Raw genomic sequence first — 24,009 nt, forward strand, 5'->3', positions numbered from 1 at the left:
TTAAAAATACCCGTATGGCTTGTCGTTTGAGCAACTATTAGTAAGTAATTTGTTTCCGCACGATACTCCCATAGCGGTTGGCAACGGCGTCAATCCGGGACGGATTACCGCTTAATGTATGATCAAAAAACGCATCTAATAGGTTGACGGTTGCTGTATGGGTTTTTGTCGACTGCTGACCAAGGCTCAAGAGGTAGCCTGCCAGAAGGCGGGCAGGAGGTGCCAGCAGGAGTGGAACATCGGTAAAACTGTAATGATCGGCGTCTTCCAGTTCGTATCGATACCCACCGCCAAAATGCTTGAATAAGGACTGATTACCGGCTTCGTATCTTGCGAAATGACCTATTTCACCTTTATTACTTTCTACTAATAGAAAAGGACGATGTACCGTCGACTTGGGCAATCCGCCGTACAAGGTTCCATCTATATTGACCGCTGCTTTAATTCTTGAATCATGAGCCATCGCAGCGGCACCTGTTGCACCACCCAGGGAATGACCAGCAATACCAATCCGATTCAGGTCTAGCGAAGTGAAGAAAGTAGTAGTGAAAGAATTTTTATTTTCTAATTGATTGAGTACGAACTGCACATCGGCAACACGAATGTCTAGCCGGTTTTTCATAAACCCAAGTCGGTCTGGAGCACCCTGCTCAAAGTTTTCAATCGTGGTGGCTAGTTTACCGTTAGCCAGTTGAGTAATAGCGGACTCATAGGGATGATCAAGACAGAAAACCACGTAGCCATGACTGGCCAGGCCAACGGCAAGGCTAGTGTAAAAGGCACGTGCGGCTCCGTAGCCCGGTAGAAAAAGCACCACAGGCCATTTTTTCCGAGCTTTAGCTGGCGTTGCATTCGCTACCGCATAGGTATCAATTTGATCGTAGTGGTCCATTAAAAAACTCGGTAAAACACTCACCTTTGGCGGTAAGTTAGTCAACCCATCCAGATAAAGCGAGTGAGTGCCTTTTACATCTCTCCGTGCTGGATACCAGGCTTGAACAATTACATTTCGTTTGTCAAACGGGTCCTGGGTTATTTGTTCTGTTCTGGTTGAATCTACCCAGCGAAAAACCTGGGTTCCAACAGCATACTTGCCTACAGGCTTTGTTAAAACAGGAACAGGTAGAAAAATAGCCCAGGGCACCATGGCAACGACCAGTAAGACCCCTAAACTAATGTGTTGAAGTTTTCGATGCGACGGCATCTTGACATAGACTATGATTATCAACAAACCGATTTGCAAATAGGCTGGAATGTAGTGCCAATAGAAACCTTTCCAAAAAAGCTGAATCACCACTAACACGGACAATAAGCTAATTGAGATGGTGAATGCGCCATTGCCCCGATTAGAATGAACTATTGCATAGACCGTAGTTATCACCAGCAATCCCAAAATCAAGATATCCAAGCTATTCATTGGTTATTAGCAACGGTTTTAGAAAAATTTCACTCTGGATTGTTCGCAGTAAAGGCCCGAACAGAATCACGAAAGTAGACTACCTGCTCCGCCTAACTCACGGATCAACTGAGGCAAGGAAAGGGGAAACGAGTCATCGGGCAGTTGATAAATTTATGCTAAAACTAGCCATCCTTTCAGCAAGGAGTTGTTGAAAAGGACAAAAGGTATGAACCGCGGATAATCGGTGGCCGCTTCAAGCACCCCAGGCTGCTATGCTCTGATGGATACTGGACGTCGCCAAATGAAAGTAAACAGATGCGGGTTCTATCGAGCTTGCAGGGTCAGTGCTTAGTCTCACAAAACGCTCGTGGCTGTTGCACAACGGCTTTTGAGAAGGGTGCTGGTTTGGAAGTTAATCAACTGAAACGCCTGAAAGAATTAGCGATTGCTTCCATCGCCGAAGTTTCGCTGAGAGACCATGTATTTCTGGCCCACGTAGCTCTTCCCGCCGGATTGAAAACGACTTGCGGCAAAAATTTAGTCTACCGAACCGGTATGGCTGCTTCCGCCGAAATCATTACCGAAGACCGCCGGTTAATCGAAAAGTTGTTTTACCAAATCCGGAAAGTAACCACTGGACGATCATGGAATGGCCGCACCTAAACCGACAGACGATGGTGCTTCAGCCAATGCTCACAAACCGCTTCAAGCTGTGCTTTAATTCCGTGGACCGAAATATCTTTATTGATAAAACCGTCTGCTCCAGCCTGATAACATTCTTCGACTTCTTTCGGAGAGGTCGAATGCGTAAAAATAACAACCGGCACACGCTGCCATTCCGGATGTTCTTTCAGTCGTTTCAGGAGCTGAAGTCCACTGATGTGGGGCATCTTTAAATCCAGCAAAATCAGATCCGGCTTAGGACCCGAAGCGTTCAGGCGCTGTTGCAGGAAAAGTCCGTCGGTGTATAGCTGGAAGATGTACTCCGGCAAGTGGCGGGTATTTATCCATTCATACAAGATCAGATTATCATCGTTATCCTCAATAATGCAAATAGTAGGATTTACATTCATCGGCACCTGGTGAGAGGTGTTGTTAATCGACAAGGCTGCCGATTCAGAATTTTTCATAACGTTTCCCTAAAATCAGTTAATCGACAGAACTTAATTCCCTGATGGCAAACAATTATTATGCAAAACTTTCCGGAATAAATACTTAGTTATTTTCCGGTCCGGCTACTCGTTTTTAGCGGCTTTCAATCACCGCCACCGTCAGACGGCTGATGCAAACCAGTTTTTCCGCTTCATCGGTAATCCGAATGTCCCAGATGTGCGTCGTCCGGCCCACGTGGATCGGCGTCACCTTGCCATACACCCACCCTTCTTTGACGGATCGAATGTGATTGGCGTTAATCTCCAGCCCCACCGCCCGCTGCCGGTTTGGATCATCGAGTTGCATGACCGACGCGATGCTGCCCAGCGTCTCGGCCAAGACCACCGATGCGCCCCCGTGCAGAATGCCGAACGGCTGGTGAGTCCGGTGATCGACCGGCATGCGGGCGGTCAGAAAACCGTCGCCCAGTTCGGTCAGCTCAATGCCTAAATGGGCAATAATCGAGTTGGCATGAAACTGCTGTAGTGATTCTAAAGTCCAATCCGGCTTCATTGTGTGAATTTTTTTTCGTAATTTTGCAGGCGTTTTCTAAAATCCCACCAACAAAAATAGTGTATACGGAATAACGAACATTAAAATATTTATAAATCACTGGCTTTTCGATTCGTTATTCACCCTTCGTTATTTAGTATTCAATATTATAGTAAGCGAGATTGAAACAAAAATCAATATATCTGATTCGCCACGGCGAAACCGATTACAACCGGCAGGGCATTGTTCAGGGCAGTGGTGTTGATTCTGATCTGAATGCGATGGGTCAGGCCCAGGCCCAGGCTTTCTATCAAGCCTACCAGCACATTCCGTTCGCCAAAGTGTATACCTCGAAACTCCGGCGAACCATGCAGTCGGTGCAATTTTTCATTGATGCCGGTATTGCCCACGAAAGTTACGAGGGGCTCAATGAGATTAGCTGGGGCGTTCGGGAGGGCAAAATGCCCAACAGTTTCGACAATGAATACTATCGCACGCTCATTGAAAACTGGGCCGCCGGTCATACCGATTATCCAACCGACCAGGGCGAAAGCCCCGAACAGGTCGCCAATCGCCAAAAACCGGTAATCGATCTCATCCTGTCGCGGCCCGACGAAAATCCCATCCTGGTTTGTATGCACGGCCGGGCGATCCGCATTCTGCTATCGTGGCTCATGAATGAAAAACTGGCCACGATGGACTTGTACGAACACAGCAACCTGTGCCTCTATAAGCTCATTTATTCGTACGAAACCAAGGAATTTACAATCGAAGTTTCGAACGACAGCACCCATTTGCTGGCTTTGGTAATGCACCAGTAATTTCGAGCAGGTGATTATCTTCTGATTGCCGACAATCGGTTACATAACTGAAAACCGACAACTGAAAAATCTATATTGCCACTCCTGTAATAAAAACCGCACTTCATCCGCAAAACCTTATATTCGCTATACATACTATGTCTTTGAAGTTGATTCCTGAAGTGAAAGCATGTCTAAGAATAGAATATATTGGTTTTGTCAGATAGTTGGGTGGACGATGCTCATCATGGCGGAGTTCGCCATTTTTACGTTTGAAGAGGGGTATCGATCCGACTTTTTTTACGAAGCAATTGCTACCATTATTCTGTGCATCCTGCTCACCCACCTTTACCGATTAATGATCAAGCGCTGGCGGTGGGTGCAACTGCCTTTCTTTCAACTGGTTCCCCGCGTCATCTTATCGGTTTTTGTCTTAGCCGTGATCATGACCATCATCAATCTTCCCATCGATAAGCAGGTCCTGCCGGAATACCTTTCCGACGAACCGTCCATCGTTTTGGGCTATTTACTGAACTGGGGAAAAAGCATGCTGGCGTGGGTGTTGAGTTACACTGCCTACCATTACGTGGAGCGGTCGCGCGATGCTGAAATTGAAAAAATCCTGCTAAAAACCTCCATCCGCGAATCCGAAGCCAAAGTTTTGCGGTCGCAACTCAATCCGCATTTTGTTTTTAACGCCCTCAACAGCATCCGGGCGCTGGTGCTCGAAAATCCGACAAAAGCCCAGCAAAGCATCACCCAGCTTTCCAATATACTCCGCAATTCGCTGCTGGCCGACCGACGCAAAACCGTCGAACTTCGGGAGGAAATAAAAACCGTCGAGGATTATCTGGCCCTGGAAAAAGTCCGCTACGAAGACCGTTTAAATTGTCGGCTGGAAATCGACCCCAAAACCCAATATTTGCAGGTCCCCCCCATGATGCTCCAAACGCTGGTTGAAAATGCCATCAAACACGGCGTCCAAAAGGCTATTTCCGGGGGATTTGTCGAACTCACCACCTGGCTTGAGGATCGTCTGCTCTACATTCGCATTCGCAATACCGGCGTGCTGGGCAACACGGAAGCCTCATCCGGTTTTGGTCTGAAAAATACGTCTCAACGCCTTGAACTGCTCTACGGCCCGGAAGCGACGTTTCAGATTCACCAGGAATCGGGCGATGTGGTGTGCGCCGACATTGTGATTCCGCTGCAATCGGCCGGCGTATTCAAGCGAACGGAAGAATTAAAACGGGTTTAAGGTTTATCGTCTATCGTTTAGTGGTGGCTGATGCAGGCAAGTTAGTGCGTTGGCCATCCGTAAACTGTAAACCATAAACCGTAAACGATACACTATAAACTTGATAGAATGAAAACCCTGATCGTTGACGATGAGCGGCTGGCCCGGAATGAGCTCCGCCGGTTGTTGGATAATTTCCCTAAAATTGACGTGATCGGCGAGGCTGCCAACGCCGACGAAGCCCTTAAACTCATTGATGATCTACAACCGGAATTGCTGTTTCTGGATATTCAGATGCCGGGTAAAAACGGATTTGAATTATTGTCGGCCATCGACGGCAAATCGCCGGAAGTAATTTTTACGACGGCCTACGACGAATACGCCATTACGGCTTTTGAATATAATGCGCTGGATTATCTGCTCAAACCGATTGAACTAAACCGGCTTTCGGAAGCAATCAATCGCATCGAGGAGAATAATCACCACCCCGAAACGGAAGCGCCCCGTCGGGATACGAATAAAGTTTTGGGGGAAAACGACCAGGTTTTTGTAAAAGACGGCGAGAAATGCTGGTTTGTCAAACTGGGCAAAGTCCGGTTGTTCGAATCGATGGGGAATTACGTGCGCCTGCATTTCGACGACCAGAAACCGCTGGTACTGAAGTCGTTGAACAGTCTGGAAGACCGCCTGGACCCCAACACCTTTTTCCGGGCCAACCGCAAGCACATCATCAATCTGCCCTGGATCGACAAAATTGAGCCGTGGTTCAGTGGTGGGCTGCTGGTGACCTTAAAAGGGGGTGATAAAATCGAAATCAGCCGCCGTCAGGCCATCCGGTTCAAGGAGTTGATGAGTTTGTAGAAAGTTCGTTCAGCGCAGCGCGGGCTTTGTTATCGATGCTGTTTTTGTATTCGTGTTTCTTGTAACTCAGCGCCTTCTGAAAATAGAGCCGGGCCCGGGTCAGGTTGCGCTTTTGCTGGTAAATATACCCAAGCTGTAAAGCCGACGTGGCTCCGTACGAAAGCTGGTCGGCTTCACTCAAACTAATCGCTTTTTCGAAGTACGGCATAGCCTCGTCCATTTCGCCCTGGCGCTGGTAAATCCGAGCTTTCCGGTAGTTAAATTCGGCTTTTTCCGGTGCCAACAAAAATGAAGATTCGGTGTAGGGTCGCAGGGTGGCCAGGGCGGTATCGTAAAACCCGCCGTCGGTGGCCAGTCGGGCTTTCATCAAAATCTTTTGCTTGGGCGAAACGCCTTTTTTAAAATACAGGTCGGCAAATTTCTGAGCCGCTTTATCCGATTCCACCACCGCGCTGCCCACCTGCGTCACCTGCCGAAGGTACGGCAGCGCTTTGGCATCGTCTTCGTTGAGCCAGTAGCATAGAAATAGTTTGTAGTAGGTGTCTTTCAGAAAGTTAACGCCTTTGTATTGGCTCAAAAAAGCCCGGTAAGACCCGGCGGCCTGCTGATAGTTCGCTTTCTCAAGGCCTATATCGGCTTTCAAATACTCCAGTAGCGGAAACGCCAGGTAGTCTGAACCGGTTGGCCGGGTGTTCAGAAACCGAAGGGCGTCCTCGCTCCGGGCGTCTTTCATCAGCACCGATGTTGCGAAGAAATGCAGCAGGAGATTATCCGGATTTTCCTGCACCATCTTTTCGATGCTGGCCGCATCCGCAGCGGTAAATTTCAGCACATACGCCCGAATGAGCAAGTCGATTAACCGCGCTTCGGTCTGAAAAACGGCATCTTTTTGCGTAACCGTCCGGATTTCCTGCAAACCTTGCCTGATGTTGCCGCGCAAACCCAGCATCCGGGTCGCCCACGTATAATTTTCCGGGACGGCCCCAATCATGACGTGCAGAAGTCCGAGGGATTTATACGTGGGCAGGAAGCCCGGGAATTTTTTCCGATTTTCTTCCAGCAATTTATAGGCGCGGATGATGTCCCAGCACGCGCTAACTTCTTGCCCGAATTTCAGCTTGACAAACGCCCAGTGCAACCGCACTTCGGCCTGGGCAAACCGCTGCCAGGGCGAATGTTCGTCGAGTTCCCGAAGCTGATCGAGCCGCTGGTCTTCCCGATCGGACCACTGACTGTAGAGTTTGCGATCGTCCGACACCAGCAGGGTGACCATATCGGCCAGATTATCCACGTAGAGTACGATTCCATTCGTACCGACGGCTTCACTGGCAAGCGCCCGCCGTCCATCCTGCACTTTTAATTTCAAAATGTCAGTATAAGCGCGCTGCAGGGTGGGCGTAAAATCGAAATCAGCGGCCTGGAGTCGGGTGACCGACCAAAAAATGAACCCGATAAGGAGAAAAACCGCCCGGCAAATCATGACTACGGTTGATGATCCGCAGCGAGGCACAAAATACGTCCGCATTACTAATTTTTAATTCGCCGAAGTTCGTGAAATAATCGTTCCAGCAAATTAACATCCTGCGTAATAATTTCGCCGGTGGCGGTCATTCCTAACTGAACATGTAATGAGCATACCGCACGCTGGCTCTGCATAAGATAATCCATGCTAACCCTTGAATCACTCGTCCAGTCCACTGAGGCATAGTGCCGGGCACTTACCACAATGCGGGCGTCAAAATCTTACGATAGTACGTGCTCCCCTTTAGAACACAATTGTACTTTCCGATTTCCTGTTGATTATACCTTGATTACCTGAGTAGTAAAATTGATGCAAAGAATAGTTTCCTTTGGGCATCTTTTCTTGATCTAAAGCGACTTCCACCCGATAGCCTTCTCGGCACGATTGCCCTGTTTTAAAGAAATTTCGTATGCCCGTTGGTGAAACAACCGACCAGAGAAGGAATGTATCTCTCTCCGATGCCATCACCATCGTGTATCCTTCATCAACATTCCGTATGGCCTGTGCCTGTTCGTTTCGGAGATTCAAATGCACGTAGTTATTTATTTTTTGAATTTGCACCTGTTTCAATTCAGAAAAATAGTGGTCAGTCCATTTCTTGTTCTTAAAAGCTTGCGACAAAGGGGTATTCGGTATCTGGATGGGAAAATGACGCGCTTTCATCTCATCAAAGAAAGCATTGAAGTAGTTTTCATAATAGCTCGTTTGCTGATAGACCACCCAACTTCCGTTGTGTTGCCAATTAAAAAGACCGGCTTGCAACAAATTGGCATGATTATAAATTTTATGATAGGCAACTACCTGCCATATAGACCAGAATGTGGCTCCACAAATTACACTTCCAGTAAATAGCCATTTGTACCAAAAAGTGGCTTTCGTTAGAAAAGCCATTAAAAAAATAGCATTGCAAATGGCCACGATTGAATACGGGTAATAACGGCTTTTAAAAGCTACAATTTCACCATCGATCGGAGTTCTCCCCCAAATAATAAATGCAAAAGAAATAAATATAAAAACGGTGCATCCTAATACGGGACTTATTCTTGAATCATAATTCAGGATAGTTTTTCTGAAAGCCCATCCAAAGAGAAGCACGATTAGTAAACCCAGATAGATGGAAGGGTATTTCAACGAAAAAACATAATTAGCATCATCCAGAAAAGATTCATAGCTCTTTGTGTGTATTGCCGATCCTAAACCCGCAAAAAAGCCAATTATTTTTCTAAGTGCGTTCGTTAACAATAGCTTAGCGGCCTGGTCTGAAGGCAAGCCTGTTCGCGGTAAATCCCACAAGTAGAGCGTAACTGATAAAACAGAACAGAAAAACCAAATCAGACTATATTTCACGTCTCTCCTTAGCCCTAAAACAAGTAGCCCTGCCGGCCATACGGCCATACCGTTGCCAGCCGAAAAGGTGGTAATAAAAGCGAAACTAATGGCCCATAAAATGAGCCGTGGCGATGTTTTTTCTTCCGCACTTAAAAAATACAGCGTAATAAAACATAAAAAAACAACAACAAGATGCTGCAAAGCCGCCATAGGCCAATAGATAACCTGATACGGAGCAGCTGCTAGAAAAACAAAGAGAATAGGTATGAGCCAAATCGTAGACAAAGCTGATTTCTTCAACCATTTGAAGTAAAGCAAGGTACTGCTAACCCAGCATAACCCCGCAATAACCGTTAAAACGGGTAGCTGTACAGTTCCGGAAATCAGGTAAGTTAATAAAGTGATACAACTTGCACTTAATAAACGATGTTCGGCAAATCGATTATTGACTAAAATAGCTATTTTTTCACTCCAGGTTGGAGCTTCATCAAAACGGAATAAAAATTGGAAAATTACCGGTAAATCATCACCAAACGGAAGGGATGGAGTATAATAATATTGCTGAATCAAATAGCAGCTTAGCAAAGCGCCACAGCCTATTCCTGTGATTATGTTTACTCTTCTTTTATATCGATTGAGTTTTATAGTTCTGTAGCCTTTGCCTACAAGAGTAGTAGAGTTTATTTGCATGCGTACACAAGTTACGGGTTCTTAATCTAGGTTGTATCGGCATCAAGACAGCAAACGTTTCGCACTATAGTACTTTCAATCAGTATATTAACCGAGAGAGACAAGAAAAGACCAGTACATAAAAGTCAATTTGAGGGTTCAATTCAGAAATGGTATTCCAACTCCAAAAGATTGCTAACTTTATTTGCAACTTTTCGCAATGGGTATCAAAATTTCAATTAGGATGGGGATAAATCCCAATTTAAATCCGATTGAAATTACTTCTACATTTAACTGAGAACAAAAAATAATATAGGATCTATTAGTATCAATTTGGGCTATACGATTGCAACGATTCTAGAGAGCTATCTTTTAACCATTTAGCGGAACAAATGTAGAATAACAAGTTGAAAAACCTACTACAAATACGGCCTATTTTGCAATCATACCAAATAATGATAGCTCAAAAAGCTTCTGATACAAAAAAAGGTCACCATGCGGTGACCTTTTTATAAAAAATTTCGATTCCAATCCATTACCGGCGCGACGAAACCGGTTCGGGAACGCCTTCGACATCGGCGAAAATCCGTCCGCAATGTTCACAAACGATGATTTTCTTTTTATCCCGGATATCGGCCTGACGCTGGGGAGGCACCACGTTGAAACAACCGCCACACGCACCGCGTTTGACGACCACAACTGCCAATCCATTCAGCGCATTCTCCCGGATTTTATTGTATGATTTCAGCAAGCGGTCTTCAATGTGCGTCGCCTGTTCGTCACGTTCGCTCAACAAGGCTTTTTCCTCATCCCGGCTTTCGGACGTAATCTGGTTCAGCTCCTGCATTTTCGCTTTCAGATCTTCCTTGCGTTCGTCTAAAGCCGACTGCGTTGCTTTAATTTCTTCCTGCTTGTTGCGAATTTTGAACGAGGCTTCGTTGATTTTTTTGTCAGCCAATTCAATTTCCAGCGTTTGCAATTCCACTTCTTTCGAGATGGCGTCAAACTCGCGGTTGTTGCGGACGTTCATCTGCTGATCCTTGTAGCGGGTAATCAGCTTCTCGGAATCTTTTTTAATCGCTTTATTCCGGTCGATTTCCTCCTCTAACACCTGAATATCAGCATTGAATTTGCCGATACGGGTTTCAAATCCGGCAATATCATCTTCCAGATCACGCACCTCTTCCGGTAGGTCACCGCGGATCTTTTTTAGTTCATCAAGCTGAGAATCAATTGATTGAAGTTTAAGAAGTGCTTCGAGTTTTTGAGCAATCGTCAGTTCCATTCGTGCGGTTTTATCTGCCTATAAGTAGTATAGCACCGGGTTGGTGTCTATTTCGGACAAAATTACCGCAAAGGTATCACTTTTTTTCAACAAATACTGTTGAATCAAGTCTTTAGTAAATACTTCGCTTTCGTAATGTCCAATGTCCATAATGATAATACGCGAGTCGGCGTCAAAAAATTCGTGGTATTTATAATCCGCCGTAATAAATACATCGGCCCCGGCGCGAATGGCGTCATTCAGTAGAAAACCGCCCGCTCCTCCGCACACCGCCACCCGGCGCACGGGCTGCTCGCGTAAAGCCGTATGCCGAATCAGGGAAAGATTCATCCGGGTCTTCAGATACGCTAAAAAATCGGCCTCACGGAGTTCTTCCGGCAATTCGCCCACTGCTCCGGCGCCAACGTCCTGGTTTTCATTGCTCAAGGGGTATACATCATAGGCCGGCATTTCGTACGAGTGCGCTTTTTTCAAAGCCGCTACCATTACTTTCTCCAGATACGATGGAAAAACGACTTCAATTCGCAGCTCCTCTACCTCCGTGTCCTGACCAACTTTCCCGATCGCCGGGTTAGCGCCCGCCAGTGGCTTGAACGTGCCGGTACCACCCACGCGAAAAGAGCAGTGTTCATACGCACCAATGTGCCCGGCCCCCGCCTGATACAACTCATTCAGAACGGTTTGAACGTCATCTATGGGCGTAAAAACCGCCAGTTTGGTGAGAAGGTGCGCTTTTGGTGAAAGAATGCGTACGTTTTGCAACTCCAGCCTTTCCGCAATCTTGAAATTCACGCCCCCGGCCATGTTGTCGAGGTTGGTATGAGCGGCATATAGCGCCACGTCATTTTTAATGGCCTTGATAACGACCCGCTCGACATAATTCCGACCGTTGAGTTTTTTTAAACCGCGGAAAACAATCGGGTGGTGCGCTACGATGAGGTTGCAGTTTTTCCGAATGGCTTCATCGACAACGGCCTCGGTAATGTCCAGGGCCACCAAAATACCGCTTACTTCGGCGGCCGCGTCCCCGACCATCAACCCCGCATTATCGTAACTTTCCTGATACGCTAACGGAGCCCAGGCTTCGAGATACGTGGTAATGTCGTGTATTTTCATCGTAGCCCGTAGCGTTCTGCCAGAATGGTCAGGTGGTGGCGCTCGTGCCCCGCCAGGACCGAGAAAATGGCGCGGGCCGATATGGGAAGACCGTTGGCGGTTCCGATTCGTTGCTGTGCTTCTTCCGTCAGGCTTTCGGCAAGGGCCAGCGTAGACTGCCGGACAAAAGTATAGTGCGTGATTAATTGCTGTTGCGACTGCGCATCGAAGTTGGCCTTTTCTACGTAGTCATTCTCATCAAAACCCGGCAGCGATTGCTGTTCTCCGCGCGAAATACACAACGCGCGGTACATAAAAATCCGCTCGGTATCGATCATATGCCCCAGCATTTCTTTCGGCGACCACTTTCCTGCGGCATACCGGTAGTTCTGCTGGACAACCGTCAAATTTTTATACAAACTTTCTACGGTAGCCAACTGCTGGCGTAACGTACCAATAACATTCTCGGTATCAACCAGATCGATGTATCTGGCGAAATTACTGGCATTCGGATACTCGGCCGGGAATGGTTTTTTCATACATTTTTATCGGTTTTTTTCTGTAAAGGTATTGCGTTATGTCGAAAAGCATCTACCTTTGCACCACGTTTTCAGGAAATGAAGGCGGAATAAAATGGATCGGTAGTTCAGTTGGTTAGAATGCCGCCCTGTCACGGCGGAGGTCGCGGGTTCGAGTCCCGTCCGATCCGCTTCAAGAAGCGAAAAGACCATTAGGTGACGCACTTATCAGCCTTAAAGCCCGTTTTAAACGGGCTTTTTTATTGCCCTCACTTTTTTGCCTGCCTGGAATACGCCCTATAGCATATCGCATTTTTGGGTCACCTCCCAAATTTTCAGGGTACACCTATTGATATTTTTTCACAAATCGTCCACTTAATCCAATTAGGGTATGCTCTCGCGCAAAAAATGCACGTTTGATATCCATTTATACTTGAAAAGAGGAGCCTATTTGTTTGAATTGTTAATTCGCTTTTGGATGGCCTGCCAGACTCGATTTTCCACTTCCTTACTGCCAACCCTATTGGTGCTAATTAAATCCAGGCTGTGTTGATCAAACCATGAATCTATAATTTCTTTCTCTTGAATACTTGCAGAGCCATCCAGATACTTGTCTAGAAGAGCTAACACAACCCCTGGTTTAAGCTTCTCTTTACCCATAAAGGTTTTGCGGGTCGACTGATGGGAAATTATTGTCGATTTGCAGTTGATGAGTAAAAGTAGGCTATGACGTCAGGAGAGAGTCAAGAAAAAAAGTAAGTTTTTTAATTATTTAAAATTTAACAATCCTCCTATCCCACGTTATATAGCCTTGCATTTACTTGCAATCTTAAATCAATAAAATAAACTTTCTGAGTCCTACTCACTTGTCAAATTAGACCACCGGGCTGCATGGCGCGAATGGCTCGTTGGCCGATACTGAAAATTGATAATCTTGGGCAAACCGAGCTAACAACTTTGCAAACTCCTGGCGCTTTATCTCAGAAACCTGGTAATTCGGATCTTCTTTATTAGGCAAAAAATGATAAACAAAGTAATCGATTTTACCATCAGCACTTATATAAATTCGATTAAAGCAACGGGTTGGTCGTTCCCATTGAAAATTGTTTTGGTTCAGAAAACGACCTGGATCCTGAAGTAATACCGTATAAGCACCATAGCATTTTTGCTGATCAGCACCGGTTTTGAAAACAGCTAAAGCAGTATTGGAGTGAACGGCGCTTTTATAAAGCTTGTCCAGATGCTGATAAGATTTGCCCATCTTTTCTGCTTCCTGGAAAGTACGTGCCTTTGATTGGCCAAAAGAATTGAAGTTCAGGACGAAAAAGCATAGGACTGAAGTAAGGGTGGTTTTAAGCATAGCCAGAACTAGTTTAACCATCATTTTATCCGCAATTAACTACTTTTTTAGTTCATATGCGAATTTCACGCTTTATGGATTTTACTCCTTTACAATTTGAGTGGGTGCAAGTAGAGGAATAGGCAAAGCCAAGGTCTTTGATCCGGGAGGAATACAACTCGCTTTTAGTTGTCCACTAATTGTATAGTTGAATTTTGCAGTATCAGGCTGCCAGCCTGGATCTAACTGGGCGTCTTCACAAAGTCGGAATGAATTAAGAGCTTGCTCATTTTGAGGGATCTTATAGGCAAAAGATCTGCCCCCAACATAAGATGCTTTCACATTGGTAAGTACTTGATAGGCTTTCCCATCGCATCCGCAATCGGGCGTGACGTCTTTTTTAGTACAGGAGAGCAAAGAAGCTACTATCCATAAAGTGAAAGTTGAAGATTTCATCGTGTTCAGGATTTAATCTTCAAGATTCAGAAAGGATTGAATACGTTGTGATTCGAATGAAATTTTAATAGGGTCAGTCTAATAAACGTCCCTTCATTCGTAACGTCATTCTATCCTCTTGAAGCGGAACGTACTCGGATCGGAGCCTTCTGTATTCAGAAACAGTCTATTGCTCGAAACCAGTAGACCCGGATTGCGTACATACCAATTATCTTCTCTGGGTTGAGCATCGGTTTTGAGCTGGAAAGTAGAAGTTGTTTTGATGATCTCAAAGTGGACTCGATCCGTCTGCTTGCCTTCTTGAATAACCGTAATCTGATTGTTACTGACAATAAGTTGGACGTTTGGTACCGGTGGATTTGGAACCATCGCTGTAACGGCTGTCAACTTCCATTTCCCTTCGAACCACTGCTGGGCTTGACTCAGATCGTCCGTATAGGTAAGATCTCCCGGATCATTTTGCTCAGGAGGTACGGTATGATGACAACCAGCAGCTATAAGTAAGAAGAGTAGTAAGAGCTTTGTCAGAACAGGTTTCATACGAAGAAAGCTTAACGTTCACCTAACGACCCCAAAGACTCGCAGATGGTTGGAGTTTGTAATAGCCTAATTGCCTAAAGTATTCAGTAGGTAGACAGATTTTAGATGAAGAATAAGATTCATTAAAGAAAAAATCAACAGTCTAACAACCCTCTGATTTTTAACTCCACGTTTTCATAGTCTCAAAAACACCCGCAATTACATGCCATTTGAGCATGCCCCGGTTTTAATCGGTAAATTTTGGATTGAGTACCAGTGGAGTAATTCAATGTAAGTGTTGTGTCAGGTGAGGAAAAAACACCAACCACCTCGGTGGGGATTGATTCATATCCAACTCCGGTAAAAAAATGATAACTTCCTTTCACCTTAAAGGTGCCGTTTTGACCCTGCTTGATCATTGGAAACAAAAGATAGGCACAACAAATGCCACTTAAGCGATACCCTTTTTGATAAGCTGCAAGCTCAACGCAACCTTCCGACCATGCCTCCGATGGGAGAATCTCTGTTCGTGAATGGCAACTGGATAAGATAAGCACGCCAAGCACCCAAAATGTTAGCTTTTTTTTCATAAGAATGAGGATGAATTGCCCTTAAAAGACCCCATTTCTACACGACGGGTTGGATTGGGGTTGCAGAACGGTCGAAATAAAAAGCCCAGTAAATTAAACCTCCACTTTTCAAACACAGGTTTTATGGACAAAATAAGATGTTACTCAACGTCTAATTGACAACCACAAAAAAGCCAACACCTAACTAGACATTGGCTTTCTGATTCATTAACCTATTGTATAGGTCAAAGATCGGCTTCGGCTCAAAATTGCGCTGTCCGGTTTGGGTAAGATCCTGTCAATTTGGGGATTCAAGATTGAATACAGTGCGCACCCTTGTTTTTTATTCGTCATTTAAAAATGGCGCGGTCAATGCATTAACAGGCTGGGAGACCCGATCCAGCAAAAAGAACACTCCGTTTCCCGGGCCTCAAAGCAGTCGTGATCAGTACGACCGGTTTATTTCCTTGCTTCATCGAGCCAGGTTGTTTTCCGATACGACACCATTTAAGTCCGTTTATCCATTTCATAATACAGTCCGGCTACAACGTGGCCGGACTGTATACTTTGAAACGGAAGTCTAGGCTGGTATCCCTAGCACCAGCTGATTAATTAAACTTTTAGAATCCCAAACCGTCGGTAAGACTGTCATGAAACAGCCAATAAACAGCACAAACGAGCCATAGGGCCCTCCCAAAAAAACAGACCGGCCGCAAAGCAGCCGGTCTGGAAATTGTTTGTTTATTAACTAATACCTCTAACCGTACTAGCCAATCGTGAGACGGATTATATTTCGAAAAGTCACACTACCTCCCAAAAACAAACCCCGGCAAATCTGCCGGGGTTGTAATACGGAAACGTGTATGATGTTGATTCTATTCCAATTTCACCAACATTTAATTAGACGTATGACCATTCCGGAAGTCACCATTTCAAAACGTCTTGTTTACGAATCCCCTTTTTTCTAACCATAACGACATCTCTTTCAGACCTTTGTCGTCTTCCAAACAGCGGTTGTTTTACCTCTTTCAGCAGTTGGTCAATCTTTCCGTTTGCCATAAACCAAATTGGCGCCTTCACCGGCCATCACGGTTTTAAAATCGTACCGTCATTTTTGCGAACCGTCCACCGCGATTTGGTCCCGATTGGGTATTTGGCGGCTTCTTTTTCATTAATATCGATGCCTAAACCGGGTGATTCGCTGACGTAATAATAGCCGTTCTTGATGGTGGGGCAACCCGGAAAAACTTCTTTCACCCGGTCATTGAACATCTGGGATTCCTGAATACCGAAGTTCCAGACCGCAATGTCGATGCTGTTGTTGGCGGCATGACCCACCGGCGAAGTGTCTCCCGGACCGTGCCAGGCGGTTTTGACGTTGAACCACTCGCCCAGCCGCGCCACCTTCATCGCCGGCGTAATCCCGCCGATCTGCGAAATGTGAATCCGAATGAAGTCGAATAGTTGATTGGCCATCGGCTCCTTGAACTCGTTGATGTTGTTGAACAACTCGCCCATCGCAATCGGCACGGAGGTCGTTTGCCGCAGCAGTTTGAACCAGCTCATGTTTTCCGGCGAAAACGGATCCTCGATAAAATACGGGCGGTATTCTTCCAGCCCTTTGATCATGTTGATGGCGTCGATCGGCTCCGTTAATTCGTGCATGTCGTGAAGCAGCTGAATATCTTCCCCACAGCGTTTGCGCACCAGTTCGAACATTTTGGGTACGCGTTTCAGGTACGTCCGCTGGTCCGAAAAATCGTCGGTTTCCCGGCCAAACCCGGCGGCTTTAAAATCCGGTTTTAGTTCGGCCATTGCCCCTACACCACCATAACCGCCCTGCTGAATCCGGATGTGGCGGAAACCCATCTCCATAAATTGCTGCACTTTATCGGCAATCGCTTCAGGCGTCGGGCCGCTGGCGTGGGTATACGTATCGACCGCAATCCGGGCCTTTCCGCCCAGCAGTTGATATACCGGCATGTTGGCGCGTTTGCCTTTGATGTCCCACAACGCCTGATCGAGCCCCGAAAGGGCGTTGTTCAAAACCGGTCCGTTGCGCCAGTACGAACTGACGTACGCCGACTGCCACATGTCTTCGATGTTATCGACATCCTTGCCCACGCAGAAGTCGTTCAGGTACGTATTGATCGCCGGAATGACGACCAAAGCCCGCTGCGTAAACGTCGCGCAGCCCAACCCGTATAAACCGGGTTCGGAGGTTTCAACCTTGACAATCACCAGATTAGAACCGCCCGGTGCCGTGGTAATGGCCCGAACGCTCTTGATGGTGACGGGAGCCAGCCCCCTGGCATACGCCGGCGTAACGTAGTTTTCGGCGCGGGCTTTGGGACTGTCAAAAAGGCCGAAAACCCCGGCAGCAGAACCTAATCCCAGCATCTTGAGGGCTTTCCGGCGGCTGTTTTCTGATTGCATTTCAGGATTTTTCATAAAGGGTTTAGACGATTGTTTACGATTGGAATTGGGTTTGCGAGTACCCACGGCCTAAAGTCCTTGGGTACTTGGGTACACCTATTTGAGTGCAAAAGCAATGTAATTTCCGCCAATTTTCTGACCTCTGCCCCCACCGGCGGCAATCACGACGTACTGTTTTCCGTCAATTTCGTAGCTGATCGGCGTTGCAAAACCGCCCGCCGGAAGCTGGTATTCCCAGACCACCTTGCCGGTTTTCTTGTCGAAGGCCCGGATCTTTTCGTCCTTGGTTCCGGCAATAAACACCAGCCCTCCGGCCGTGGAAAGTGGCCCGCCGTAACTGTCCGTCCCGGTGATGGGAACCCCTTTTTTTGTCAGTTCCGGGTATTCACCCAACGGAACCCGCCAGAGGTAATCACCGGTGTTCAGGTCGATGGCATTCAGCGTTCCCCAGGGCGGTTTGATGCCCGGATAGCCGTTCTGATCGGTAAACCGCTGCCAGACTTTGCTCACGTAAGCCGGAACATACGGAAAACCGCTCTTCGGGGCCGGAGCCGGGGCGCTGGCGACCGTTGCCGGGCCCGTTTCCTTGTTCAGCAAAAAATTGACGATGGCATCGCGTTCTTTTTCCGACAGATGCTGGAAGGAAGGCATCCGGCCACTGCCGGTTTTGAGCAGCGTTTTGATCTCGTCTGCCGACCGCTTTTTACCAATATCGACCAGACTCGGCAGTTCCGGCCCGCTGCCTTTCCGGTCCTGGCCGTGACAGGCCGAGCAATTGGCACTATAGAGGGCGTTGCCTGCCGTCACCGGATTTTTCTGCGTGTTCAAACCGGACCGCTCCGCCATAATCAATTCCCACGGTTCTTCGTTGACGTTCTGATACAGAATACCCTGCGGATCGATCGAGTTTCCACCCCATTCGGCGCCCCCGCTGTAGCCAAAAAGCAGAGTTCCGGTTGTGTTGGGCGGAGTAAATTTGTGATCCGTCCTGATTTTCAAAAACCGCTCTTTCACGTAGGCATGAGCCTCCGGCGACAGGTCGGTAATATCGGCTTCGGTATAGACCTGACGATTGAGTGGCAGCGGTTTAAGCGGGTATTTTTGGGTGGGGTACGGGCTCTCGCCGGGCAAACCGTTCGTGGGCACTTTACGCTCTTCAACCGGAAACAGCGAGGTTCCCTTATCCCGATCCAAAACGTACACCAACCCGTCTTTCGTTGCCTGCACCACCGCATCGACGGTTTTCCCGTTGCGTTTCAGCGTGATCAGGTTCGGCGGACTCGGGTGATCGCGGTCCCACAAATCGTGATGAATAGTCTGGTAATACCACTTCATTTTACCTGTTTCGGCCTCCAGCGCCAGAATACAATTGGCAAACAGATTGGCCCCTTTGCGGTCGCCCCCGTAAAAATCGGAAGCCGGCGAGCCGGTACCGAAATAAACGACGCCCCGTTTTTCATCCAGCGACAACCCGCTCCAGTTGTTGGTGGCGCCAATTTTTTTGTAGGCATCTTTGGGCCAGGTGTCGTAACCGAACTCGCCCGGCTGCGGAATGGTATGAAAAACCCACTTCAGTTTTCCGGTAATGACGTCAAACGCCCGCACGTGGCCGGGAGCCGCATCGCCGGATTCGGATACGCTCGACCCCATCACCACCGTGTTCCGATAAATGATGCCGGGCGAGGTGGCCGTCACCGACAATTTGCTGACATCATGATCCATATTGGTCTGAAGCCCCTCGTGCAGATCCACTCTCCCATCGGTTCCAAAACGGGTAACAATTTGCCCGGTTTCGGCATTGACGGCATACAGGCTCGACCCTACTGTGTACAAAATGCGTTTATCGCTGCCATTTTCCCAGTACATCACGCCCCGGTTCGAGTTCAGCCGGTCATTTTTTGACGGCTCGAATTTCCAAAGTTGCTCGCCGGTTCCGGCTTTGAGGGCAAACAGCTTCAGGTCGGGCGTGGTCCCGTACAAAACCCCATGCACAACGATGGGCTGGCACTGAATGGCGCGGCCACCCCGGCGACCGGGAGTATTCCCGTCCGGTTTTTCGGACGCGTCATACATCCAGGCGACCTGCAAATTTTTGACGGTTTCGAGATTGATCTGGTTCAGGGGCGAATACCGGTTTCCGGCTTTGTTGCCGCCGTAATTGGGCCAGTCTTTGCCCGTATCCGGGGCCGTATCCCGCTGATTCAGACCATACATCAGGCAGCTTCCCAGCAGCAACCCGGACACAACCCGTCTGGGCGTAATGCTGTTGAATCCTTGTTTAAAAAGATTCATTTTTCGATTTTTCATTTAAGACGGTTTAGGAGTGCCAATGCTTCCCTGTTGTCGGCATCGGTTTTTAAAACTTTTTGAACGTATTTGGCTGCGCCATCTTTATTGTCCATCCGAAAATACGCAGTGGCAATTTCATTTAAAACGGAAATATTCGCCGAATCGCGGCTGTAGGCGTTTTGAAGTTGAATAACCTGCTCGGTATACTGCCTGACGGGACCCAGATTCATTCCTGCCGTGTTGTTCGCCATCGCGTAATCCAGATACGGAAGGGCTTGCTTCGGCTGATCTATTTTTAAGTAAAGAACGAAGAGAAACCGGGCTTTATCGAAAGAAGGCGCGAGATTAAACGCTTTTTTAAAATAGAAAATGGCCTTTTTATAATCTTTTACTTCCCCACTCAGCATAGCAACTTTTTCGGAATACTGCGCGTCGGTCGGGTATTCGAGAACCAGGGCTTCAACGGTTTTTCTCGCCTTTATAAAGTCGCGGTTGGTGGTGTAATGGCTAAATAACTTATGAATGGCCGGAAGCCATTCGGTGCGTCTGGTGGCCAACGCATACGCGATTTTTTCTTCTTCCGATTCAACCCGGAACGAAGTAATCGTAAGCGCTTCGTTAAATGGCCACGATCTTTTAAGACCGGCCACTTTATAAAGTCCAGCCAACGAATCCACTTTTGTAATCGGCATTTCTCGCAAAAGCTGGTCGAAACTCAGTTCTTTCTCTGAATTTACGTCAACTAGTTTGGTATCTTTCAGTGCTTTATAAAAAGCGTCGGATAGAATTGCGTATCCTCGTAAGTCCGGATGAACGTGCTCCAGAATCAGTTCATCACCAATTATTTTATTCGCCGAATGGGCTTCAAACTGTGCTTTCGCATCCACCAGATGAGCATTTTTATGCGTTCGGCACAACTGATTGATCACATCATTAAATTCTTCCGGTGCTCTGAACCGCAAACCATCCAAATCTTTCGCCTTAGAAAAATACGCCTTCGCCTGTTTGAAATCGCCCCGGTTATAAGCCAGTTTCCCCAAATAATACTGGCAAAGTGCATGGCGTGAAAACCGCTGATCGGCGATTTTTAAATAGGCATAAGCCGATGATGAGTCGTTCTCTTGAAGCGATTTTAAGCCAAGATCGTAGTTCTTTTTAAACGCGGGAAACTGCAGGTTATCGACCGGAAAACTCACGAACGGTTTCAGATCTTTTTCATTACTGACCAGATTACTGATGAAAACCGGGATGTTCCGCTTAGCCAGAAACGCCAGTGTCTCGTTCATATTAAACCGAAACTGTTCGACGCCCCTCTTGTAAAGTTCTGATTGATACGGTATTTGCTGATCGGCCACCATCAGCTTCATTCGGGTTCCGCCCGAACTGGCGGTATTCGATACAAAAGCCGTCCGGAGCTTTTCGTATACGCTGGTAATCAGTTGCGTAATCCGGAAATCCCGCAGCGAGAGAAGCGCATTCACCAGTTGCGGATTACCACCCAGCGTTTCGGTGGAGCCAACACCCAGTGCCCCGTAGTATTCGTTGTGGCCGGTGTAAATCAAGACCGCATCCGGCTCATAATCGGCCACTTCCCGGGCAAATCCCAAAACCGTATACGAATTTACCGCCGTCAATGCTATGTTAATGATTTCAAAATCCCGATCAGGAAATGTATGCATCAAACGGTATTGCAGCCAGCGGTGAAACGATCCGTTGTGAAAATACGGATAACCGATGGTAGTGGATTCACCCAGCACAAAAATCCGCAGGGTAGTAGCGTCCTTTTTCTTTTTAAATAATTCAGAATTTCCGGTTGTGGCAAGGGCCTGATTGGCGAAATACTTTTTGGATGCGTGCGGATTAAAAACCAGGTAGTTTTTATCGTCAGGATAGTCAATAAATAACCTTAAATCATACCCGTAGTGAAAAACCCGCAGCGAAACTTCAACCAAACCAAGGATTAGGAGCGGGAATAAAATACTAAACACTTTAAATAAAACAACTTTTTTAGCAGCCGGTTTGGGTAAAGGAGCCTTTTGTTTTAGCGTATTCATTGTAGATAAAGTAGACAGCAATACGACTTAAAAGGGTGGTTGCAACATGAAAATCCGGTTTTTTATCCCGGGAATTGAAAGTAGGATTTGTTGCATTCTTCCTATTAACAGACCACCCCTCCGGGGTTCCACCATTCATACCGTCAGGGCCAAAAATCCCGTTCTTCCCGTTCTCGCTCGCGTGTCGCGAGTGAGGAATATCAGTAGGGCCTCCGGCCCGAGTCGTGATCAGCTAAACCATTGGCTCGAAGCCATCTTCGGGCCGGAGGCCCTATTGATATTCCTCACTCGCGACACGCGAGCGAGAACGGTGACCACCCCTCCGGGGTTCCACCGTTCATACCATCAGGGCAAAAAAAATGTATAAAAACCTGGCTTAACTACGCCGAAACGCAATTAAACCAGGATACTCGGGTGAGGAATAGTCAAACTCATCAAAAATCAATACCCTTCATTCTGCACCCAGGCCGGATTCCGCGTCATTTCATTGAACGGAATGGGCGCCAGATACTTCTGATTGATGTTGGTGTTGGCCGGAATCGGATTTTCTTCCGGACTGCGTTCTGCTATAATTTTCGGAAGCAGTTGCAACCGGACAATATCGAACCAGCGCACGCCAAACTCGCCGGCAAATTCGTAGGCCCGTTCATACACGACCGCATCCCGAAAAGCCGTTGCCGTTAGTCCCGGCGTTAAATCAGGTAGCCCGGCCCGGCGTCTGACCAGATTGATCGCATTGTAACTGGCCGCAGTTGGGCCGTTGGCCGCCATGGCAGATGCTTCGGCATAAGCCAGCAAAACCAGCGGATAGCGAATAATATCGTAGACCTTGTTGGTGCTCGGATTGATGGAAGCAATCGAGGTGGCGGTTTCCGAAACGCCGTCGCCGTTCAATCCGGCCCGGAATTTCTTATAATACGGATGGCGGGCGTGGGTTTCTGGCGAATCCCAGGGAACGAGCTTAAACGTTTTGCCGTCCGGTTGCCGCAGCTTGATCGTCGTGTAGAACGTGTCGTCCGTCCGGCTGCATTTTGGCGCGTTTTTGTAGAAATTGATTTCGGGATAGTAGTCGTCCCAGCCGCTCGATCCGTTCACGGCAACCTCATCCAGCGGCACCGACGACGACCCGGCGCTGCGCAACGGCAGCCCACCGCCCACATTATACTGCAACCCGAAAATGGATTCCGAGCTGTTGTTGGTCGTAAAAACCGTCGCATAGGGCGTGTTCAAATTATACTGATTCGACTGAATCACCGAGTTGGCCTCTTCGGCTGCCAGCGCATAATTAGCGGTTTGATTCAGTGGCCAGCCGGTCATGTTTAAATACACATCGGCCAGAAGCGAGCGGGCAGCCATCTGGTTGGCTTTGCCGGGTTGGTTCGGAAACGAAGGTGGCAGCAACTCCCTGGCCTTTTTCAAGTCACTGATAATGGCCGCATACACTTTGTCAACCGGATCGCGGGGCGGACGGTCGTTCACATCGATCGGCGTCAGGATGATCGGAACCGGCCCGAACGTCCGTACCAGATAGAAATAGCCCAGAGCCCGCAGGAAATACGCCTGACCCGCAGCCTGGTTTTTCAGCACTTCGGTTGAACTCACTTTGGCATAATTGGCAATCACATTATTGGCCTGATAAATGCCCTGCCAGGGCCCCTGCCACTGGGCAACCAGGCTCAGGTTACCGCTGCCACCACTCAGGCGGTCGAATAACCGGAAATCTTCTTTGTTCAGGCCCGGATCGGTGGTAAAATCGTCGGAACCAAAATACGAGGTGCTCCGGTTGGTGAAGCCCCAGGCACCGTCGCGGGCAAACTGGATGTAAATCGCCGAGACGGATGCATCCAGATCGGCCTGCGTTTTAAAATACGTCCCCGGCGTCAGACTCCCTTTGGGGTCTTCCTCCAAACTTTGACAGCCTGCCATCAAAATCGCCCCAAGCAAGGTGACTAGTAGTGAATATCTGGTGTTCATGATTTCGTTTTTAG

At 47.6% G+C, this 24,009-nt stretch carries 21 protein-coding genes and 1 tRNA gene; 5 read left to right on the forward strand and 17 right to left on the reverse strand.

The window, feature by feature from the left end:
* Positions 1-37 precede the first annotated feature (37 nt).
* On the reverse strand, positions 38-1,417 hold the full coding sequence (locus tag EHT87_RS17440; RefSeq protein ID WP_124907927.1) for an alpha/beta hydrolase family protein: 1,380 nt from the start codon (positions 1,415-1,417) through the stop codon (positions 38-40).
* 387 nt (positions 1,418-1,804) lie between these two features.
* On the opposite strand from EHT87_RS17440, the gene EHT87_RS17445 reads away from it, so the two are divergent.
* Positions 1,805-2,062, forward strand: coding sequence for a hypothetical protein (locus tag EHT87_RS17445; RefSeq protein ID WP_185716263.1), 258 nt, complete (start codon positions 1,805-1,807; stop codon positions 2,060-2,062).
* Here the strand turns inward: EHT87_RS17445 and EHT87_RS17450 are convergent.
* Both EHT87_RS17450 and EHT87_RS17455 read right to left on the reverse strand, forming a co-directional pair.
* Positions 2,059-2,529 carry a response regulator gene (locus tag EHT87_RS17450; protein WP_124907928.1) on the reverse strand — a complete coding sequence of 157 codons (471 nt, stop codon included), beginning with the start codon at positions 2,527-2,529 and terminating at the stop codon, positions 2,059-2,061. The genes EHT87_RS17445 and EHT87_RS17450 overlap by 4 nt on opposite strands.
* A 115-nt stretch (positions 2,530-2,644) precedes the next feature.
* Complete coding sequence (locus EHT87_RS17455) at positions 2,645-3,064, reverse strand: hotdog fold thioesterase (RefSeq protein WP_124907929.1); 420 nt, start codon at positions 3,062-3,064, stop codon at positions 2,645-2,647.
* Positions 3,065-3,225: 161 nt separating this feature from the next.
* Here EHT87_RS17455 and EHT87_RS17460 point away from each other — a divergent pair, with 161 nt between their 5' ends.
* From EHT87_RS17460 to EHT87_RS17470, 3 genes are all read left to right on the forward strand, one after another.
* Positions 3,226-3,864 (forward strand): histidine phosphatase family protein, encoded by a 639-nt coding sequence (locus EHT87_RS17460; RefSeq protein ID WP_124907930.1) that lies wholly within the window; start codon positions 3,226-3,228, stop codon positions 3,862-3,864.
* A gap of 169 nt (positions 3,865-4,033) precedes the next feature.
* On the forward strand, positions 4,034-5,101 hold the full coding sequence (locus tag EHT87_RS17465; protein WP_124907931.1) for a sensor histidine kinase: 1,068 nt from the start codon (positions 4,034-4,036) through the stop codon (positions 5,099-5,101).
* A 108-nt stretch (positions 5,102-5,209) separates the two neighbouring features.
* Positions 5,210-5,941: a LytR/AlgR family response regulator transcription factor gene (locus tag EHT87_RS17470; protein WP_124907932.1), complete on the forward strand. Its 732-nt coding sequence runs from the start codon at positions 5,210-5,212 to the stop codon at positions 5,939-5,941.
* On the opposite strand, the gene EHT87_RS17475 is transcribed toward EHT87_RS17470, so the two are convergent.
* The 5 genes from EHT87_RS17475 to EHT87_RS17495 all read right to left on the reverse strand — a co-directional run bounded on the left by EHT87_RS17475 (position 5,919) and on the right by EHT87_RS17495 (position 12,380).
* Positions 5,919-7,466, reverse strand: a complete 1,548-nt coding sequence (locus tag EHT87_RS17475) for a tetratricopeptide repeat protein (RefSeq protein ID WP_229321150.1) — start codon at positions 7,464-7,466, stop codon at positions 5,919-5,921. The two genes, EHT87_RS17470 and EHT87_RS17475, sit on opposite strands and share 23 nt — an antisense overlap.
* Before the next feature lie 240 nt (positions 7,467-7,706).
* Positions 7,707-9,482, reverse strand: a complete 1,776-nt coding sequence (locus EHT87_RS17480) for a hypothetical protein (protein WP_124907933.1) — start codon at positions 9,480-9,482, stop codon at positions 7,707-7,709.
* A gap of 514 nt (positions 9,483-9,996) precedes the next feature.
* Positions 9,997-10,746, reverse strand: coding sequence for a zinc ribbon domain-containing protein (locus EHT87_RS17485; RefSeq protein WP_124907934.1), 750 nt, complete (start codon positions 10,744-10,746; stop codon positions 9,997-9,999).
* A gap of 18 nt (positions 10,747-10,764) precedes the next feature.
* The gene (locus EHT87_RS17490) at positions 10,765-11,862 is read right to left on the reverse strand and encodes a Nif3-like dinuclear metal center hexameric protein (protein WP_124907935.1); all 1,098 of its coding nucleotides are present in this window, start codon (positions 11,860-11,862) and stop codon (positions 10,765-10,767) included.
* On the reverse strand, positions 11,859-12,380 hold the full coding sequence (locus EHT87_RS17495; protein ID WP_124907936.1) for a DinB family protein: 522 nt from the start codon (positions 12,378-12,380) through the stop codon (positions 11,859-11,861). The genes EHT87_RS17490 and EHT87_RS17495 overlap by 4 nt, the downstream gene beginning before the upstream one ends.
* Positions 12,381-12,476: 96 nt before the next feature.
* Between EHT87_RS17495 and EHT87_RS17500 the strand changes: the two genes are divergently transcribed.
* Positions 12,477-12,550 (forward strand) — tRNA-Asp (locus EHT87_RS17500).
* Between the two features lie 256 nt (positions 12,551-12,806).
* Here EHT87_RS17500 and EHT87_RS17505 read toward each other — a convergent pair.
* The 9 genes from EHT87_RS17505 to EHT87_RS17545 all read right to left on the reverse strand — a co-directional run bounded on the left by EHT87_RS17505 (position 12,807) and on the right by EHT87_RS17545 (position 23,995).
* Positions 12,807-13,019, reverse strand: a complete 213-nt coding sequence (locus EHT87_RS17505; RefSeq protein ID WP_124907937.1) for a hypothetical protein — start codon at positions 13,017-13,019, stop codon at positions 12,807-12,809.
* 214 nt (positions 13,020-13,233) lie between these two features.
* On the reverse strand, positions 13,234-13,719 hold the full coding sequence (locus tag EHT87_RS17510) for a hypothetical protein (RefSeq protein ID WP_124907938.1): 486 nt from the start codon (positions 13,717-13,719) through the stop codon (positions 13,234-13,236).
* A gap of 81 nt (positions 13,720-13,800) precedes the next feature.
* On the reverse strand, positions 13,801-14,154 hold the full coding sequence (locus EHT87_RS17515; RefSeq protein WP_124907939.1) for a hypothetical protein: 354 nt from the start codon (positions 14,152-14,154) through the stop codon (positions 13,801-13,803).
* A gap of 105 nt (positions 14,155-14,259) precedes the next feature.
* On the reverse strand, positions 14,260-14,694 hold the full coding sequence (locus tag EHT87_RS17520) for a hypothetical protein (RefSeq protein WP_124907940.1): 435 nt from the start codon (positions 14,692-14,694) through the stop codon (positions 14,260-14,262).
* A gap of 182 nt (positions 14,695-14,876) precedes the next feature.
* Positions 14,877-15,263, reverse strand: coding sequence for a hypothetical protein (locus EHT87_RS17525; protein WP_124907941.1), 387 nt, complete (start codon positions 15,261-15,263; stop codon positions 14,877-14,879).
* Between the two features lie 1,065 nt (positions 15,264-16,328).
* Positions 16,329-17,693 (reverse strand): enolase C-terminal domain-like protein, encoded by a 1,365-nt coding sequence (locus tag EHT87_RS17530; RefSeq protein WP_124907942.1) that lies wholly within the window; start codon positions 17,691-17,693, stop codon positions 16,329-16,331.
* A gap of 81 nt (positions 17,694-17,774) precedes the next feature.
* The gene (locus EHT87_RS17535; RefSeq protein ID WP_229321152.1) at positions 17,775-19,985 is read right to left on the reverse strand and encodes an outer membrane protein assembly factor BamB family protein; all 2,211 of its coding nucleotides are present in this window, start codon (positions 19,983-19,985) and stop codon (positions 17,775-17,777) included.
* A complete protein-coding gene (locus tag EHT87_RS17540) occupies positions 19,982-21,919 on the reverse strand; it encodes an SGNH/GDSL hydrolase family protein (protein WP_221622033.1) in 1,938 nt (645 codons plus the stop codon). The genes EHT87_RS17535 and EHT87_RS17540 overlap by 4 nt, the downstream gene beginning before the upstream one ends.
* 543 nt (positions 21,920-22,462) lie before the next feature.
* Positions 22,463-23,995, reverse strand: coding sequence for a RagB/SusD family nutrient uptake outer membrane protein (locus EHT87_RS17545; protein WP_124907944.1), 1,533 nt, complete (start codon positions 23,993-23,995; stop codon positions 22,463-22,465).
* Positions 23,996-24,009: the final 14 nt, after the last annotated feature.

It is taken from the genome of Larkinella knui (genome assembly GCF_003858645.1).
GTDB classification, from domain to species: Bacteria; Bacteroidota; Bacteroidia; order Cytophagales; family Spirosomataceae; genus Larkinella; species Larkinella knui.

Coding starts and splice junctions, on each gene's coding strand:
- EHT87_RS17440 (WP_124907927.1), bottom strand. CDS start 1,417: ATGAATAGCTTGGATATCTTGATTTTGGGATTGCTGGTGATAACTACG.
- EHT87_RS17450 (WP_124907928.1), bottom strand. CDS start 2,529: ATGAAAAATTCTGAATCGGCAGCCTTGTCGATTAACAACACCTCTCAC.
- EHT87_RS17455 (WP_124907929.1), bottom strand. CDS start 3,064: ATGAAGCCGGATTGGACTTTAGAATCACTACAGCAGTTTCATGCCAAC.
- EHT87_RS17465 (WP_124907931.1), top strand. CDS start 4,034: ATGTCTAAGAATAGAATATATTGGTTTTGTCAGATAGTTGGGTGGACG.
- EHT87_RS17470 (WP_124907932.1), top strand. CDS start 5,210: ATGAAAACCCTGATCGTTGACGATGAGCGGCTGGCCCGGAATGAGCTC.
- EHT87_RS17475 (WP_229321150.1), bottom strand. CDS start 7,466: ATGCGGACGTATTTTGTGCCTCGCTGCGGATCATCAACCGTAGTCATG.
- EHT87_RS17480 (WP_124907933.1), bottom strand. CDS start 9,482: ATGCAAATAAACTCTACTACTCTTGTAGGCAAAGGCTACAGAACTATA.
- EHT87_RS17485 (WP_124907934.1), bottom strand. CDS start 10,746: ATGGAACTGACGATTGCTCAAAAACTCGAAGCACTTCTTAAACTTCAA.
- EHT87_RS17490 (WP_124907935.1), bottom strand. CDS start 11,862: ATGAAAATACACGACATTACCACGTATCTCGAAGCCTGGGCTCCGTTA.
- EHT87_RS17495 (WP_124907936.1), bottom strand. CDS start 12,380: ATGAAAAAACCATTCCCGGCCGAGTATCCGAATGCCAGTAATTTCGCC.
- EHT87_RS17505 (WP_124907937.1), bottom strand. CDS start 13,019: ATGGGTAAAGAGAAGCTTAAACCAGGGGTTGTGTTAGCTCTTCTAGAC.
- EHT87_RS17510 (WP_124907938.1), bottom strand. CDS start 13,719: ATGCTTAAAACCACCCTTACTTCAGTCCTATGCTTTTTCGTCCTGAAC.
- EHT87_RS17515 (WP_124907939.1), bottom strand. CDS start 14,154: ATGAAATCTTCAACTTTCACTTTATGGATAGTAGCTTCTTTGCTCTCC.
- EHT87_RS17520 (WP_124907940.1), bottom strand. CDS start 14,694: ATGAAACCTGTTCTGACAAAGCTCTTACTACTCTTCTTACTTATAGCT.
- EHT87_RS17525 (WP_124907941.1), bottom strand. CDS start 15,263: ATGAAAAAAAAGCTAACATTTTGGGTGCTTGGCGTGCTTATCTTATCC.
- EHT87_RS17530 (WP_124907942.1), bottom strand. CDS start 17,693: ATGAAAAATCCTGAAATGCAATCAGAAAACAGCCGCCGGAAAGCCCTC.
- EHT87_RS17535 (WP_229321152.1), bottom strand. CDS start 19,985: ATGAAAAATCGAAAAATGAATCTTTTTAAACAAGGATTCAACAGCATT.
- EHT87_RS17545 (WP_124907944.1), bottom strand. CDS start 23,995: ATGAACACCAGATATTCACTACTAGTCACCTTGCTTGGGGCGATTTTG.